The sequence below is a fragment of the Bartonella sp. AS69XJJH genome (genome assembly GCF_042195585.1).
Taxonomy (GTDB): domain Bacteria; phylum Pseudomonadota; class Alphaproteobacteria; order Rhizobiales; family Rhizobiaceae; genus Bartonella.
Window position 1 is genome coordinate 59,063 of record NZ_JBHIOO010000006.1, and the last position, 17,783, is coordinate 76,845.

The 17,783-nt window shown below is 37.6% G+C and carries 15 protein-coding genes; 4 read left to right on the plus strand and 11 right to left on the minus strand.

Features of this window, described 5'->3' with window-relative positions:
* Positions 1-155 precede the first annotated feature (155 nt).
* The 3 genes from ACFIK6_RS04420 to ACFIK6_RS04430 form a co-directional block, all read right to left on the minus strand.
* Complete coding sequence (locus ACFIK6_RS04420; RefSeq protein ID WP_375677413.1) at positions 156-1,064, minus strand: 4-(cytidine 5'-diphospho)-2-C-methyl-D-erythritol kinase; 909 nt, start codon at positions 1,062-1,064, stop codon at positions 156-158.
* Between the two features lie 236 nt (positions 1,065-1,300).
* Positions 1,301-2,149 carry a S49 family peptidase gene (locus ACFIK6_RS04425; protein WP_375641941.1) on the minus strand — a complete coding sequence of 283 codons (849 nt, stop codon included), beginning with the start codon at positions 2,147-2,149 and terminating at the stop codon, positions 1,301-1,303.
* Between the two features lie 192 nt (positions 2,150-2,341).
* Positions 2,342-3,130, minus strand: coding sequence for a tRNA1(Val) (adenine(37)-N6)-methyltransferase (locus ACFIK6_RS04430; RefSeq protein WP_375618455.1), 789 nt, complete (start codon positions 3,128-3,130; stop codon positions 2,342-2,344).
* A gap of 180 nt (positions 3,131-3,310) precedes the next feature.
* Here ACFIK6_RS04430 and ACFIK6_RS04435 point away from each other — a divergent pair, with 180 nt between their 5' ends.
* From ACFIK6_RS04435 to glyS, 4 genes are all read left to right on the plus strand, one after another.
* Positions 3,311-4,387, plus strand: coding sequence for a polyprenyl synthetase family protein (locus ACFIK6_RS04435; RefSeq protein ID WP_375641984.1), 1,077 nt, complete (start codon positions 3,311-3,313; stop codon positions 4,385-4,387).
* A gap of 95 nt (positions 4,388-4,482) precedes the next feature.
* Entirely contained in the window at positions 4,483-6,177 is a 1,695-nt protein-coding gene (locus ACFIK6_RS04440) for a tetratricopeptide repeat protein (RefSeq protein WP_375641940.1), read from the plus strand.
* Positions 6,178-6,270: 93 nt separating this feature from the next.
* A complete protein-coding gene (locus tag ACFIK6_RS04445; RefSeq protein ID WP_273787892.1) occupies positions 6,271-7,212 on the plus strand; it encodes a glycine--tRNA ligase subunit alpha in 942 nt (313 codons plus the stop codon).
* Entirely contained in the window at positions 7,212-9,434 is a 2,223-nt protein-coding gene (glyS, locus tag ACFIK6_RS04450; protein ID WP_375641939.1) for a glycine--tRNA ligase subunit beta, read from the plus strand. Before ACFIK6_RS04445 ends, glyS begins: the two co-directional genes overlap by 1 nt.
* A 124-nt stretch (positions 9,435-9,558) precedes the next feature.
* Here the strand turns inward: glyS and ACFIK6_RS04455 are convergent, their stop codons facing one another.
* The 8 genes from ACFIK6_RS04455 to ACFIK6_RS04490 all read right to left on the minus strand — a co-directional run bounded on the left by ACFIK6_RS04455 (position 9,559) and on the right by ACFIK6_RS04490 (position 17,679).
* Positions 9,559-10,053, minus strand: a complete 495-nt coding sequence (locus ACFIK6_RS04455; protein ID WP_375641938.1) for a F0F1 ATP synthase subunit B — start codon at positions 10,051-10,053, stop codon at positions 9,559-9,561.
* Positions 10,054-10,064: 11 nt separating this feature from the next.
* Positions 10,065-10,631, minus strand: coding sequence for a F0F1 ATP synthase subunit B (locus ACFIK6_RS04460; protein ID WP_273723016.1), 567 nt, complete (start codon positions 10,629-10,631; stop codon positions 10,065-10,067).
* Between the two features lie 131 nt (positions 10,632-10,762).
* Complete coding sequence (locus tag ACFIK6_RS04465; protein ID WP_005773968.1) at positions 10,763-10,993, minus strand: F0F1 ATP synthase subunit C; 231 nt, start codon at positions 10,991-10,993, stop codon at positions 10,763-10,765.
* 54 nt (positions 10,994-11,047) lie between these two features.
* Positions 11,048-11,806 (minus strand): F0F1 ATP synthase subunit A, encoded by a 759-nt coding sequence (locus ACFIK6_RS04470; protein ID WP_375641983.1) that lies wholly within the window; start codon positions 11,804-11,806, stop codon positions 11,048-11,050.
* A 7-nt stretch (positions 11,807-11,813) separates the two neighbouring features.
* Positions 11,814-12,248 (minus strand): AtpZ/AtpI family protein, encoded by a 435-nt coding sequence (locus ACFIK6_RS04475; protein ID WP_273723017.1) that lies wholly within the window; start codon positions 12,246-12,248, stop codon positions 11,814-11,816.
* A 982-nt stretch (positions 12,249-13,230) separates the two neighbouring features.
* Positions 13,231-14,655, minus strand: a complete 1,425-nt coding sequence (gene der / locus ACFIK6_RS04480; protein WP_375641937.1) for a ribosome biogenesis GTPase Der — start codon at positions 14,653-14,655, stop codon at positions 13,231-13,233.
* Between the two features lie 4 nt (positions 14,656-14,659).
* On the minus strand, positions 14,660-15,331 hold the full coding sequence (locus tag ACFIK6_RS04485; RefSeq protein ID WP_375641936.1) for a tetratricopeptide repeat protein: 672 nt from the start codon (positions 15,329-15,331) through the stop codon (positions 14,660-14,662).
* Between the two features lie 575 nt (positions 15,332-15,906).
* Entirely contained in the window at positions 15,907-17,679 is a 1,773-nt protein-coding gene (locus ACFIK6_RS04490; protein WP_375641935.1) for an SLC13 family permease, read from the minus strand.
* Positions 17,680-17,783: the final 104 nt, after the last annotated feature.

Genomic DNA, 17,783 nt, shown 5'->3' on the forward strand with positions numbered 1-17,783 from the left:
ACCTGATCATTTTTTGCAAGCATTACAGTTTTAAATGGCTCTTTAAGCATGCTGCTAATTCTTGCACAAAAGATAAAAAAATACATTTCTTTGGTTACTCTCTTTCATTGTGTATAATAAAACCATGACGAAATAAAAGCTTTTATATTTATTTATCAAATGTTTCCTAAAGTCATGATAGGTTTTACAAACCAATTTGGGTGCATTGATTTGATAAAAAGAGCTGCTTGTTGCGCCGTTTGTTTATTTTTAAAAATACCAAAGCAAGTTGCTCCCGTTCCAGACATACGGGAAAAAAGAGCCCCAGATTCATCTAATATAGATAACACTTCAGCTAACTGAGGTGCTATTTTTAATGCAGCAGAAAAAAGATCATTACGCGTTTCTTGTAAAGCTTCAACCAATGAATCAACACTCTTTAAAGCGTCTGTATTAATTTTTAAAGAAGGATTATGACGCTTCTCTAACGCTTTAAAAACAGTTTGTGTTGAAATCTCTTGTCCATGATTAACCAATACTATTGCAAGAGAACAGGCTCCTTTTAGTTGTATCATCTCTTGACCAATTCCTTTGACCAAAAGCGGTTGCTGATATTCTAATGCACAAAGGCACATGGGAACATCAGCACCAAGAACTAAGCTCATTTTTGCTAATTTCTCAAAAGGGCAATCAAGATTCCACTGTTGACGCAACATGCTTATAACCCCAGCTGCATCACCTGAGCCACCACCAATGCCTGAAGCAACAGGTAATGTTTTTACAAGCCGAAAAAAAGCAGGTTGAGCACATTCCGGAAAAGTCTTATGCATAAAATCCCGTGCGCGAATAACCAAATTGTCTAAATGAGAAACAAGTCCTTTTGCAAACGGCCCCGTCAAAACAAACTGATTATTTTCACAAGGTGCATAGTGTAGACAATCGCCGTTAAGACTAAAATAAACCAAACTTTCTATTAAATGATACCCATCAGCACGTTGCCCCACAACATGTAGAGCTAAATTCAATTTAATAGGTGTAAATAAATAGGAATGTCTTTGGAACGAAGCTTGTACATTTGATATCATATGACGTAATATTCACCTGCATAGGGTTCTTTTACAAATTTCCCCCTTTTATCCATACGTTTAGCACAAGCTCTATAAACAGCTTGAGATATTCTTAATCGTTTTCTAAACAAAAATAAATATAAAGAGTTCTCATACAAAATAAACGACATGCTCTCATTCGTATCATTTCAAGCCCTTTTTTTCTAGCATCTGTTTTTAGATAAAAATCTCTCTGGCTTGAATGACCCTTTCCATCACAAACCATAACGCTGCCAAAGTGCTCGCTCTTCTGCTGCCATCAATGCACTATCAACGACTGTATAAATCGTCTGTGCCGTTACTCCTGAAGGCGTTTTAGGTCCTAAAAAACTTTTTGGAGGCATAATAAGCCGAAGTTTTGCATCATTACCAAAGCGCTCCTTAATAACAGAACGTACATCATTCAATCCATCAACCAGACCAAGCTCAACGCTTTGTTTTCCACTCCAAAACATTCCTGTAAAGAGATTCGAATCATCTGATAATTTTTCAGCACGCCGTTCTTTAACCAAATCGATAAAAGTTTGATGCACTTCAAGTTGGAGAGACTTCAAATGCTCAATATCCGCCTTTTTTTCTGGCTGAAATGGATCTAATGTAACTTTGTTCTTCCCTGCTGTGTATACACGCCGTTCGATACCAATTTTTTTCAAAAGTTCCGGAAAACCAAAGGAAGCTGAAACCACTCCAATGGAACCAACAATTGAAGAAGGATCTGCAAAAATTTCATCCCCCGCACAAGCAATCATATAACCACCAGATGCTGCAATATCTTCAATAAACACAAGCACCTTTTTATTTTTTTCTTCTGCCAAGTCACGAATACGCTTGAAGATAAAACGCGATTGTACAGGTGAACCACCAGGAGAATTAATAATAAGTGCAACAGCCGGTGACTTTTTGTGTGCGAAAGCTTTCTCTAAAAGATTTGCACACCTACTAAGGGAAAGGGTGCGAGATATAGATGCTGATGAATCCATAATTGCTCCTTGAAGGCGCACCACAGGAATTTCAAGTTTATCGGAAGAAAAACGGCGTAGAATAAAACTTTTAATAACATCCATCAAAACAAAATCTCCTTATAGATTTAAGAACAATTAAATAGGCAAGGACAACAAAAAGGAAGAACGCGATAATATCCAAAAGCGCCAATCAATCCCCACATTACAAGCAGAAATATAACTTCACCCAAGGTCAAACCTCCCTAATAACAAAGTTTGGACTTTAAATAATAAACTAAAAAATACAAGATATTATTAGAAAAGTTCCCACAAGCTTATATATCCATTATTAATTGCATCAACCCGTGGTGAAAAAGTATGGTCATTACCTTCGTGTATAACCAATGCCGGTAAAATAGATAAAGCTGCTCTGCTTCCTCGTTTTGCGTAAAATAAAAGACGTATTGCTGCTGTTTTCGCACGGGCATGCACAGGAATTATACAAATACCACCAAAACGCCCTTCTAAAGCACGCAAAATATCTGTCAGCGATTGTGGACGCGCAATGAGACCTAAGTATCCACCTGGCTTAACAATGGCTGCTGCACTCCGCAACCAATTATCGAACATCGCTTCAGACATAACATGTGCTTCAGATTTTTGCTTATCAGGTGTCTTGCGATCAGTAGGATTATTAAAAGGTGGATTCATAATCGCAAAATCAAAGCTATTATCTATCAAACCTGCTTTTATACGGGCATTCCCTTTAAAGGTAACATCTGCTTCTAGCAAACAAATTCGGCTAGCAAATTGTTTATTTTGTTTTAGCATAAGCGTTTTTTGAGCGTAAGATACCATAAAAGCTGAACGTTCAACTAAGGTAACATGAACTTTCAGACAACGCGAAGCAACAGCCAGCCCTGCAGCTCCAGCTCCTGCACCTAAATCAACAACCTTGCCCTTTAAATCACTTGGAACCAAACTAGCTAATAACATCGCATCCATTCCAGAACGATGACCATATTTATGAGGTTGAACCAAATAAAATTTTCCGCGGTGAAAACTGTCAATGGTTTCACCACTCTGATTCGCTGCTTTATCCATTTAAAAGCCTAATGTTTACCTTTATAAACTGCATTTTTGCCATTCAGCTGCTATTTTAAATTTTTTTATTATGTCATAATAACGAGATTACACTCGCTAAAGAACATTTCTTGCCAATAACATTCCAAGCTTACACTTCAAAGTGCCATCAAAAGCTTGAGTCAAAACCAAACCCCCTTTATGCTAATGAATAAAGTAATTTTTATATATGTCCATTGCAATACTCTAGGAGTAAACACATTGAGTGCAGCTATCAAACCAAAACAAATAAGAAATAATCAAATTTCTCTTCAATCTCTTGTCAATCTTACTCAAAAAGATATGGAGCGCGTAAATCAATTTATTCTCTCTATGGCAAAATCAGAGGTTGAGATGATTCCTGAAATTTCTAACCATCTTATTTCATCAGGTGGAAAGCGATTACGCCCAATGATTACGCTCGCTTCTGCTCATATGTTCGGTTATCAAAGTGACGGGCATATAAAACTCGCAACAGCTGTTGAATTTATGCATACAGCAACATTACTACACGATGATGTGATTGACGAAAGTAATTTACGACGTGGAAAATCTACAGCACGGATGATTTGGGGAAACCAAGCAAGTGTACTTGTTGGTGATTTCCTGTTGGGGCAAGCTTTTAAAATGATGGTTGATGTCGGTTCCATAGAAGCGCTCTCTGTCCTAGCGAATGCTGCTGCAATTATTGCTGAAGGAGAAGTTATGCAACTTTCTGCTGCAAAAAATATCAAAACCAGCCCTTCAGACTATCTCAAAATCATCAATGCAAAAACAGCCGCACTTTTTTCAGCGGCCGCTGAAGTAGGACCGATTGTTGCTGGCTATGGACATAAAGAGCGCTCTTCATTACGTGAATATGGGTCATCTTTAGGTTTAGCTTTCCAATTGATTGATGACGCACTTGACTATAGTGGTAGTGCTCAAAACTTAGGAAAAAATATAGGGGATGATTTTAGAGAAGGAAAAATAACAATGCCTGTTATTATCGCATATGAACGTGGGAATATGGTAGAAAAAAAATTCTGGAAACAAGCACTTGAAGATGGCAATAACAATAATGAAGCCTTCGCATACGCGCAACACTTAATAGAAAAATATGATAGTATCACAGATACAATAGAACAAGCACGCATCTATGGGAAACATGCAATTGATGCTCTTGTTTCCATGAACAAAAATCTTGCTTACAATGCTCTCGTTGAGACTGTTGAATTTTGTATTGCGCGCGTAAACTGAATTCTTTGCAAAAATCGCAGTATTTCTCAACAACGTAATGAGATATGATCTATAAACAACACCATCGATTGATTATCTTGAAAAGGATTAGCTCCATGTGCTCTGCAACGGTATCCCGACTTTTTACCCTCTTTATCGTGGGTATCATGCTGATGCCATTCCCCACCTACAGTAAAATAAGTGCAGCAATTCATACAAGCTCATTTACAGGTGCTTATTTAGCTGGAAGGGTTGCAAATCATGAAAATAAAACAGAACTTGCTATCAATTACTTTAAACAAGCGCTCGTTTATCAACCTGATAACATTGAAACACAAAAAGAGCTCCTTGAAGCTATGCTCTCGATCGGAAACTTTAAAGAAGCTGTCCAACAAGCCCAAAAACTCAAAGAGCAAGATGTTATAACTCCCTTTGTTTCCTTAACTTTGTCAGTAGAAAGTCTCATCAAAAAAGACTATAAGAATGCCAAGATTCTTCTGCAATTAAAAGAACTTCCTGCATCCAATAATCCAATACCTGAACTCATCGGTGCTTGGATTACATTTGGATCTGGACAAAAATCTCAGGCAATCGCTGATCTTAAAAAACTCAAAGGTCCTGTCTGGTATGACCTTTTTATATCTTATCATCTAGCACTTATGAGCGACCTTGCAGAACGGCCAAAGGATGCAAAAAAATATTTCATTAAAGCACTGAGTAACAAACAGGGAACTCTTATTGCTCCTAATACTTATGAACGTATTATCATAGCCTATGCCTCATTCCAATTGCGCCATAATATGCGCAACCAAGCTCTTCAAACAATTCAACATGGCGAACAAATGTTGTCAGATCGAGAAGTCTTTAAAAACTTTCGAGAAAAAATTGAAAAGAATACTTTCTTAGAGAGAGTTATTAAAACACCTCAACAAGGAGCAGCCGAAGTATTATATAATTTTGGAACAGCCCTCAACCACAAAAACTCAGGGCGAATTGCACGCATTTTTAAGCAATTATCTTTTGCCTTATACCCTCAAAATGACGCAACACTGTTTCAGCTCGCACACATTTCTGCTAAATTGAATGATCCTCATCAAGCAATTAAACTTTATCGCGCTTTATCCCCTAAATCTCCTTATTATAGAGATGGACAACTTCATCTTGCATTCCTTCTTGCCAATAACAACAATTACAAAGAAGCAATAAAATTACTCACATTGTTAAATAAAAAATTTCCTAATGATCGTAATATTTTGATAACGCTCGTTGCTTTTTATATGCAGGACAATAAATTTCTTGAGGCCATTAAAACTCTAGACACCGCTATCACAAAGATAAAAAACTTTCAGCAAGATGATTGGAAACTCTTTTATCAGCGTGGTATTGCTTTTGAACGTTTAAAGCAATGGCCAAAGGCAGAAACTGACTTGCGAAAATCACTTGAATTTTTCCCAAACCAACCGCAGGTTCTTAATTATCTAGCCTATTCCCTTGTGGAACGTGGTGAGAAGCTTGAAGAATCGCTCCGTATGCTGCAAAAAGCTTCTGCTTTGCAAGCTCACAGCAGTCATATTCTCGATTCTTTAGGGTGGGCTTATTATAAACTAAAAGAATATAATAAAGCAGTGCAAATATTAGAAAATGCTGTCAGATTACAACCTGAGGACCCAACACTGAATGATCATTTAGGGGATGCCTATTGGAAAGTTGGACGTAAACGTGAAGCAATCTTTCAATGGAACCACGCAATTGACGGAAAACCAGAAAATTCTGAACAAATTCAAGAAAAGTTGAAATTTGGTTTGCAATAAACAATGCTTAACCATAAACCACATAAAATAATAGATAGAGAAACTAAAATTACTTTGGTTTTTTTGTTTAGTCCAATATAAAGAGTATAAAGCGTGAAACTGCCTGAACATCTTAACCCTAAACGTTCTTTTCAGGGACTAATTTTAACTTTGCAAAATTATTGGGCACACTATGGATGTGCAATTTTGCAGCCTTACGATATGGAAGTCGGAGCTGGGACTTTTCATCCAGCAACAACATTACGCTCTCTAGGTCCACGTCCTTGGAAAGTTGCTTATGTCCAACCCTCTCGACGCCCAACAGATGGCCGCTATGGTAAGAATCCAAATCGTTTACAACACTATTATCAATTCCAAGTGCTTCTCAAACCCTCTCCGCTCAATCTACAAGAACTTTATATAAAGTCGCTACAAGCTATCGGGCTTGATACAAAACTGCATGATATTCGCTTTGTTGAAGATGATTGGGAAAGTCCCACTCTTGGTGCTTGGGGGCTTGGATGGGAATGCTGGTGTGATGGGATGGAAGTCTCTCAATTTACTTATTTTCAACAAGTTTGCGGCATTGAATGCGCTCCAGTTTCAGGGGAACTCACATACGGTCTTGAGCGTCTCGCGATGTATATCCAAGGGGTTGATAACGTCTATGACCTTAACTTTAATGGTTTGGAGGGAGAAAACAAAATAAGTTATAGAGATATTTTTTTACAGGCAGAACAAGAATACTCATATTACAACTTCGAATTTGCTGATACAAAACTGCTACATCAGCACTTTATCGATGCAGAACGCGAATGCAGCGCACTTCTTGATGCTGGAAAACCAAATAAAGAAAATATATTACATCGCTGTGTTTTTCCTGCCTATGATCAATGTATTAAAGCGAGCCATATCTTTAATCTTTTGCAAGCACGTGGCGTTATTTCTGTAACCGAACGACAAAATTACATTCTTCGCGTTCGTGATCTCGCGCGCCGTTGTGGGGAGGCCTTCTTACTCACAGAAGCTGGACAAATATACACTGGAGAAGCCTAATGTCTGATCTTCTTCTTGAACTTTTCAGTGAAGAAATCCCTGCACGTATGCAACGCAAAGCTGCTGCTGATCTTAAAAAATCTGTTACAGATCAACTTGTGAATGCTGGATTGATCTATGAAGCTGCTCGTGAATATTGGACACCTCGTCGGCTAACATTAGACGTACGCGGACTTTCTACACGCTCAAAAGATATCCATGAAGAACGCAAAGGTCCTAGTATAAAATCACCACAGCATGTAATTGATGGTTTTCTACGTGCAACAAGATTAAACGATATTTCTGAAGCACATATTGGACATGATGATAAAAAAGGTCATTTTTATATTGCTAAAATTGTAAAAAAAGGTCGAGCTGCAGAAGAAATTATTGCCGATATTTTACCGAATATTATCCGAAACTTTCCGTGGCCGAAATCTATGCGTTGGGGAAAAGATTCAGCACAAAATGGTGCTCTGAAGTGGATTCGACCTCTACAAAATATTCTTTGCATCTTCGGACCAGAAATTGGTGAAACACATGTTATTCCGTTTACAATTGGTTCTCTTAAAAGCAATAATTTAACTTATGGTCATCGTTTCTTAAGTGATGGAAAGCCATTTCGAGTGCGTCGCTTTGATGATTATGTTACTCAACTTGAAACCCATAAAGTCATTCTGGATGCCGAGAGACGAAAGAATATTATTTTAGCTGATGCCCAAAATCTCTGCTTTGCCAACGGGTTAGAACTGGTTCAAGACAATTCCCTCCTAGAAGAAGTTGCTGGTCTTGTTGAATGGCCTGTTATTCTGATGGGTGATTTTGACAAATCATTCCTTGATATTCCTCCAGAAATTATTCGCTTGACCATTCGAGCCAATCAAAAATGTTTTGTCACCCGTAAACAAGGAGAAAAAGTAAAACTTTCTCATCATTTTATTCTCGTTTCTAATATTCTTGCAAATGATGAAGGCAAAGAAATTTCAAAAGGAAATAGTAAGGTTGTCCGTGCCCGTCTTTCTGATGCACTTTATTTTTGGCAAACCGATCAGCGTGATTTGCCTGATCTTCAACAATTGGAATCTTCTATAAAAAAATTTGAACTTGATATAAAAAAACCTCTCGATCAAAGAATGGCGCGACTCGATCATTTGAATGTAACTTTTCATGCTAAATTAGGTACGCAAGGTGCAAGAGTAGAACGCATTGCTACACTCGCACAAGAAATTGCACCTTTGATACAAACAGATCCTCTTTTAGCAAAACGTGCAGCAATCCTTGCAAAAGCTGATTTGCAAACAGAAATTGTCGGAGAATTTCCTGAACTACAAGGTGTTATAGGGCAAAAATATGCCCTTCTTCAAGGAGAAGATCCTCGTGTAGCTATAGCAATCGAGGACCATTATAAACCTCAAGGACCAACAGATCGTCTTCCACAAGAACCGCTTGCTATAACTGTTATGCTCGCTGACAAAATTGACATGCTCGTTGGCTTTTGGCTCATCAATGAAAAACCAACGGGCTCAAAAGATCCCTATGCGTTAAGACGAGCAGCATTGGGAATTATTAGGCTTGTCCTTTCGCGAGATTGGAAAATCAATCTTATGCCACTGTTTCAGTTCGCAACGAATCTTTTCTTACAACAAAAAAATAAATATGAAATCTCTCAAAGAGAAAATTCGCAATTACAGAATCTACTTCCAGAAAAAACAGAATATATTTTATCAGACCTGTTATTCTTTTTTCATGATCGTTTGAAAATCTATCTAAAAGAGGAAGGTGCTCGTTACGATGCCCTTGAAGCTGTTTTGAATAAAGATTCTGATGATTTTTTATTGGTTGCACGTCGTGTCGAATCCCTTATCGCTTTTATCAATACCCATGATGGAGTGAACTTTGTAGCCTCTGTAAAACGTACTGCCAATATTCTTGAAAATGAATTTCAAAAAAGCACAACGATAGCCAATGAAATTAATCCTGAGCTCTTTGTCGAGAACGAAGAAAAGCAGCTCTATCATGCAATCTGTGAAGTAGAAAAAAAGGTTCTTACTCCCATCAATGCAACAAATTTATCATTTGCACTCAGTGTGCTAGCGCCACTTGGAAAATTGATTGATATATTCTTTGAAAAAGTATTGGTGAATGATAAAGAACCTGATGTTCGTGCTAACCGTCTTGCTCTTCTCAAACGTACTCACATTGTTACACAATTGGTTGCGGACTTCTCAAAACTTGTCATTTAAAATCAAAGCGCCCTATCAACTGGTAAAAACAATGAATATAAATTTTTCCTTTTTATGATTTTTATTAATTAATATTGAGAAAATTATGCAACCAAGGAGGCAGTTATTTACCTCTCAAATATCATTAATTAAGATATGTTTTCATTTTGACAAATGATTCTTTCTCAAGAGACTCTTTAATAAGCTCATCTGCCTTGTTAGAATCTAATTCCTTTGCAATAAGGATACGTGCTGTAGAAATTGCCAAATCAATAGCCGATGAAGAAACCATGCGTATTGCATCCGCTTCTGCTTGAGCTATTTTTTGCTCTGCCAATTTATTGCGGTTTTTTACATATTCTTCTGCTTTTGTACGAGCCTCAGCAATAATGGATTCAACTTCATGCTTTGCTGCTGCAATAATTTCTTGCGCATCTTTTTCTGCTTCTGCATGTTTGCGTTGATATTCAGCCAATATTTCCTGTGCCTCTTCACGAAGACGCAGAGCCTCATCCAACTCATCTTTAATACGCTTCGCGCGCGCATCAAGATGGTGTATAAGCTTCTGTGGAATTTGGAAATAGACTAAAAGAGCCAAAAAAAGAACTAACCCAACAAATGCCCAAAAAGTATCAGTCATCTTTGTCTTCCTCAATAATCCGCAGTTTTAACAACTGAACGGACAGCCTCTTTGCTGATATCAACGTCAATCAATTTTTTCACAATTTCAAGGGCTACTTCTTCAGCGATAGAACCAACATTTTGCATCGCTCTATCCCGAATTTTTGCTATCTGTTTTTCAGCATCTGCGAGTTTTTTTTCTAAACTCTCTTCAATTTCTTTCCGTTCAAGCTCTGCTTTTTCTTTTAATTCTTCACTAGCTACCTGCGCTATAGCCTGCGCTTTCAAACGCGCTTCTGCTAATTTCCGCTCATAAGTTTCAACAACAATGTCTGCTTCCTGCTTCATGCGCATTGCCTGATCTAAATCAGATGCGATTCGATCTCGTCGTGTTTCAATAACACCACCAATACGTGGTACAATTACACGAGAGATAAAAAGATAAAAAAGTCCGAAAGAAATTGCCAACCAGAAAAAATGCGAACCAAAATGTACAAAATCAAAAGGCGGAAACACACGATTTGCATGCTCTGCCACCTTTTTAATATGTTCTATCGACGTTTCAGTGTTCTGTGCATAAGCGCTTGAAACAAACATCTTCTTTCATCCTTTAAATAGCTTACTAAAGCCCTCTCTAACCGATGATAACTGACTGACATCTCTCTGATTAAGAGCTAAAAGGGTAAATCTTTCCTCATGCAAGAACAGATATACCCCTTTGATGATGATCAAACCCCAAAAAGAAGTAATAAAGCAATGAGCAACGAAAAAATTCCCAAAGCTTCTGTTACAGCAAAACCAAAGACGAGACGCCCAAACTGACTATCTGCTGCTGATGGATTTCGTAATGCACCAGAAAGATAGCTACCAAAAATATTACCAAGCCCTAAAGCTGTTCCAGCCATACCAAAGCAAGCAAGTCCAGCGCCAATATATTTTGCTGCAAGCACCATTTCCATATTATTCTCCTTTAAAGCGAAATTGCATTATTCGACGGAAAACCGCCAGTTCTATTAATGTCCTGGGTGAATTGCATCATTAAGATACATACAAGTTAACACCGTAAAGACGTAAGCCTGAAGAAATGCGACCAAAAACTCAAGAGCAGTAATTGCTACAGTCATAATAAGCGGTAAAACCGCACCACCCACACCTACGAGTCCCACCCCAATCATTGAAACAACAAACCCAGAAAATACTTTAAGCGTAATATGACCAGCAAGCATATTCGCAAAAAGACGAAGAGAAAGGCTAATTGGACGAGAGAGAAAAGAAATAACCTCAATCATTGTCACCAGAGGCAAAACCACAACAGGAACCCCACTGGGAACGAACAGTTTCAAAAAACTGACCCCATGCTTATAAAAGCCATAACCAATCACTGTCAAAATTACCACCATTGCTAACGAAAACGTGATCATGATCTGAGATGTAACCGTATAAAAATAAGGAAAAAGACCAATAAAGTTAGCAACCAAAATAAAAGTAAACAGAGAAAAAACTAAAGGAAAAAACTGCATTCCCTGTACACCAGATGATTCCCGCAGAGTCGATGCTACAAACTCATATGCCATTTCCGAAAGAGACTGCATCCGCGTTGGAACCAATCCACGACTTGATGATGAAATGAAGAGAAAAATAGAAGTTATAACAACCGTGAGAACTGTGAACAATGATACATTTGTAAACGATAAATCCATATTTCCTATGGAAATCTTAATCAGCCTTGAAACCTCAAACTGATGAATAGGATCTGGAGCGTGCGCTGTCACTTCAACCTCATTTATCGGACCTCTCATTGGGCCCTTTATCTTGTTTGTCTTGGCGCAATACGCCTTTTTTTCCTAATTGACTGGAGGGAACATACCCCACAGACCGAAGAATACTCACTATACCAGCAGCAAATCCAAAGAAGAGAAAAAATACCAATCCCCAAGGATACGAACCTGCTAACTTGTCAAACCCCAACCCCAAAACAACACCAACTATAACACTCGCCAGAAACTCACTGGAAAGCTTAATTGCATCTGCCATCCTTCCTTGTGATTTTTCCCGCTTATTCTTATTCTCTCGTTTCTTTAATGCCTGCTTGCGCACTAAAGCTACGCTTAAGTTCCTACTACGACATTCCAAATCCTCTGAATGAAGACAGTCTCCTTGCTTCTCCTCTTCAGCCTCCTTCCGGCTTATAACGGGTTTCTCGCCCATCGCCATCATTGGCTCCTTAATTAAAAAGAAAAGCAAGAATGCATTTCATAAAACCGTGTGCATCATATTGTTCTCAAATTTATTCGTCAAGATACTAAAAGAAATCTATAACAAATTATCATATAAATTTTATTGCAGAAATAACGTATTTTTCAATTTACATACTCTCTTAAAAAGATATTCTGAGAACCTAAACCGATTTCACGACAGCACCCGTGAATGTATAATGAAAAGTTTCCGTATAATATAAAACTTATAGAATAATCATTTTTACGCTTAACAAGAGGTGTAAACTGATACCATCTTATTTTCCAGCTCCCAATGCTATATCAATCCTAGCTTTGAAAGAGAACATAGAAAGCTAAAAAACAGTGTGAGAGCGTTGGTTTTCTTCTTTTATTCAAATAAACTTGCACTTTTTATTTTATGAAAATAATAATTAATGGTTTCTATATCCTGTTCGCAAAGTATCTTATATTATGCCATTACAGGCCCCATCACTCAATAAGCTTGAGGATATTAAGAGAGCTTTCTTTAAATATGAGATATTAATAAATCTAAAATTTCAAATAGATCAAGCCAATAGAACACAATAAAATTTAAATACGATCGCCATAACACTTTATACAATTTTAATCCACTTTTGTGAATTTCGCCCTTTACAATTGAATATCAGTAGATTCAGCAAATATTTTTGCTTTTTATTTAGACAAACTATTGTAAGCAAAAGCGCTTACATAACCTTTATTTTTATGAAACGATAATTTAATGCTTCTTTTCAAACGAGCATCATCATTATATTCCCCTACCCTCATATTGCATCTATTCTTGCATTTAAGTAACCCATTAAGAGGATTATGTACTCTTTCTTAAATACTCCCTATCAAACTCTTCTTATAACATGCAAATAAATGATCTTTATCAAAATGAGAGAGTTCTATTCAATAACGCTCATAGTAAATGATTATCAATAAAATTTAAAAAGTTATCATTTCTTCTTGGAACGTGTCGCAAAAGGATTATCAGAAGCTCGCAATGATATGCGAAGTGGTATACCAGACATATCAAATGTTTCACGTAACCCATTGACAAGATAGCGCAAATACGACTGTGGCATACTTTTGGGGCGCGAGCAAGAAATCATAAATCCAGGCGGACGTGTCTTAACCTGTGTGATGTATTTAACCTTAAGTCGACGGCCAGAAACCGCAGGAGGCGGATGATGTGCCACAACAGTTCCAAGCCATTGGTTCAATTTAGCCGTTGAAATGCGACGATTCCACACACGGTGCATCATCATGACATTTTCCATCAATTTATCAATTCCTTGACCATATTGTCCTGATAAAGGAACAGCTCTCAAACCACGAACTTGAGGAAGAAATCGCGCACATTTTTCATGCAAATCAATCAATGTGATCTGACTGTTTTCAATAAGGTCCCACTTATTGAAAGCAATAATGGGAACACGCCCTTCACGAATCACAAGATCAGCAATTTGTAAATCCTGCTTTTCAAAAGGTATCGTTGCATCAAAAACAATGACTACCACTTCTGCAAAACGAATAGCACGCAAAGTATCTGCAACAGATAGTTTTTCTAATTTTTCTTGAACTTTTGATTTTCGACGTAAACCTGCAGTATCAAAAAGTTTAATATGACGACCACGCCATTCCCAATCTACAGAAATAGAATCACGCGTGAGTCCTGCCTCTGGTCCTGTTAACAAGCGCTCTTGTTTCAACATACTATTGATAAGGGTGGATTTTCCTGTATTGGGACGCCCCGCAATTGCAATCCTAATGGGCTTACTTTCATCATAAATAAGCTCCTCTTCCGCCAAATCGTTTACATCATCACCAACAGATGCAGGCTGTATCGTAATATCTTCTTCTTTATTGTTGCCCAAAGCATGCTCTGACCCAACAGCATCTATAATTGCATCACGCAGATCACTAAGTCCCAAACCATGTTCAGCCGATATTGGGCAAGGCTCCCCCAAACCTAATGACCACGCCTCATACTCTCCTCCTGTTGCCGCTCTTGACTCAGATTTATTGGCAACAAGCACAATTGGCTTTCCTGATTTACGAACCAATGAAGCAAAATTTAAATCACTTGGTGTTATTCCGCTCTTTGCATCAAATACAAATAAAATAAGATCAGCTTCATCAATCGCAGCTTTTGTATGAGAACGCATACGCCCCTCAAGTGTATAATCACCTGCTTCTTCCAGCCCAGCCGTATCAATCACATCAAAACGTAGATCTTGAAGTTTTGCCGCATGAATACGCCGATCACGTGTTACACCAGGCTTATCATCAACCAAAGCCAATTTTTGCCCAACCAAACGATTAAATAATGTTGACTTCCCAACATTGGGACGACCAACGATAGCAATGGTAAGGCTCATCAATTTATTCCCTATTTGCCTTGCCCTCAGCTTGTATAAGCTCAAGCATCATTCGAGCCCGATCTGTTATTTTTGAACCCAAAGCACCTTCTTCAGAAATTTTCTTAAAATAATAAACCGCCTCATCCATTTTATCCGCCTTATAAGCAGCTAAACCTAAAGCCTCTCTTGCAGACATGCGCATAGGATCGGTATCACTTGTCATATCTTTGATGCGCTTTTCAACATCAGCTAATGTCCCTGTATCAACCAGAATATAAGCCGCCCGAATTTTTGCAACTTTCTGCAAAATCTGCGGTGCTTTCTTATCCGCTGCAACAGAATCAAAGATCTCCACTGACTTAATCATATCACCTTTCTCCATGAGTAAAGAAGCCTCACGTAAACGAGCAAGAAAAGGATATCCCCCAAAATGAGAGGTTTTAACAGTTTCTAATTGCTTTATCGCTTTATCAAAATGACGTGTATCCGCAAAATCAAGACTTTTTACAAATGCATCACCAATATAACCAGCTTTCTTTATTTGCTGATGATGGTAAATTTGATAAGCAATTATCATGAATATAAAAAGAATAACTGCTCCAATAATTGAGAAACCATACCGTCTCCAAAAAGCAAGCGCCTTTTCCTGACGAAATTCTGCATTCACTTCAGCAATAAAACTATCATACGACATATATCATACCTTGAAAAAAGTTACTTTATCTGTGCTTTTACGCATAAATGGACCAAGATGGTAGTCCTAATTAACTAAAAATCTTTAAATTTCTCGTTTATTTATTTTAAATCAACATGTAGCCAAATCAATCGGATTTTTGCAACAGTCTTAGTCGAAAATGATGTAAACGCCCTGTTTGTTCACATTACAGCTTTTACATATATTGTCTTGAGTCTTATAAAAATTCACTGTTTTAATATTTATCATGATTGCCTATCATCTCAAGCGGATTTTCTCCCCATTATATAGAGAGATAATCTTTTTAAATCTTCAACGCAATTTTTGGCTGTATTGGATGATAGAATTATAATTCTTGAAAAAACCTTGAACAAAAAGTAAATATCCCACGAATATCTACTAAAATCAAATAGATCAATTTTTATCTGTATCAAAAATACCGAAGCGCCATGATAAAGTAGGGTATAATTCCAAATCTTCAGTTAAAGCTCTTTATACAAAGTGTATCCCTTCAACTTATCTTCATACGATTAACAACCTTTTGTAATTGATCCTTAAAGTTTTTTTAAAATATCCTATTGTAAAGGCCAAACCCACATAAGCATTGGAACAGCAATAATAACAATCAACACCGCCAATGGAGCACCCAAACGTGGATAATCATTAAAACGATATCCTCCTGGCGCCATCACGAGCATATTACTTTGATGTCCAATAGGTGTAAGAAACTCACAGCCTGCACCAATTGCAACTGCCATCAAAAAAGCTTCGGGCTTATAATGAAGGGAATGAGCAAAACTTGACGCAATTGGTGCTACCATCATCACTGTTGCTGCATTATTCAAAAATGGCGTGACCAACATAGCTGTCACCAACATAAGCGCTAAGGCACCCGATGGCGGAAAAAATATTGCCAATTGGCTTAGCCATTGGCCAATGAGATCCGTACATCCTGTTTTCTCTAACGCTTCACTCACTGGAATAAGAGCCGCTAATAGTACTAATATTGGGCCATCTAATGCCTGATACAGATCACGCGCGGGCAAAACGCGAAAGATAACCATTGCAGCAGCAGCAGAAAAGAAAGAAAAAGCAACTGGAACAATATGAAAAGCTGTAAAAATAATTGCTATAAATAAAACAGCTAAAGAGATGAAACCATGTCGTAAATTTCCAAACACAATATTTCGTTTTGCTAGGGGCAAGCATTTCAATTCTCTTAATAAATTTGGAATAACTGCATCCTGTCCTTGCAAAACAATCACATCGCCAAGATGAAAAATAATATCATCAAGTCTTCCCCGTACCCTTTCATGTTGACGACTTAACGCAAGCAAATTTACATTATAGCGATCAAATAGAGAAAACTCTTTCGCACTAATACCGATAAGAGGTGAATTATGGGTAATGACTGCTTCAATAATATCAATGTCACTATCCTTATCACCTGCAGCAATAGTTCGCCCCTTAGAAAACTCTAAACGAGCAGAGTTCATCACGCTATCTAACCCTGTATGCGACCCTTCCAGTAAAATAATATCATTTTCAGACAAAACAAAATCTGGTAATGGTGAAATAGATACTTTATTTCGGATGATTTGAATCACCATAACGTCACCACTTGATGGCTTAACCAAATCAACAATATTTTTCCCTATAATCGGTGAATTTATTGGAATATGTACTTCTGCAACATAATTACGAATATCAATGGCATCATCAAATGATGCACCTGAACGCACACGCACAGGCAAAAGCCAATAAAAACAGACCAAATATACAACACCAGCCGTCGCAATAACCGCACCAACTGGTGTAAAATCAAACATAGTAAAAGGTGTTCCTGCTAAACGTTCTTGCATCGCTGAAATAACAACATTGGGAGATGTTCCTATCTGTGTCATAAGCCCCCCCAACAAAGAACCAAAGGCCATGGGCATCAAAAAGACAGAAGGAGAAACCTGAGAACGACGTGCAAACTGAAAAGCTATCGGAAGCATAATAGCCAAAGCACCAATGTTTTTAACAAACATTGATAATACGACAACAGAAAGAACTAAAAAAGCTAATTGAAGACGCACAGATTTCACATCTGGCCATATCCGTTGAATAATAAATTCCATTATGCCAGAGCGCGATACAGCCGTACTGACAACAAACACACTCCCCACGATAATAACAATATCATTACTAAAACCGCTAAAAGCTTCCTTCGGACTGACAAGACCAAGAGCACAAGCTATTAATAACGTACAAATAGCAACAAGATCATAACGAAATCGATCCCAAATAAAAACAGCCATCATGAGACCAATGATCAAAAACGCTATTATTTGATTTTCTGTCATAACACTCACCTCTCCCCATTAAACTATAATGTACAAAAACATATCTTTTATGTTTTAAATATTCCTATAAACAGCAGCAAGATAAAAACAGACATCGGAATATT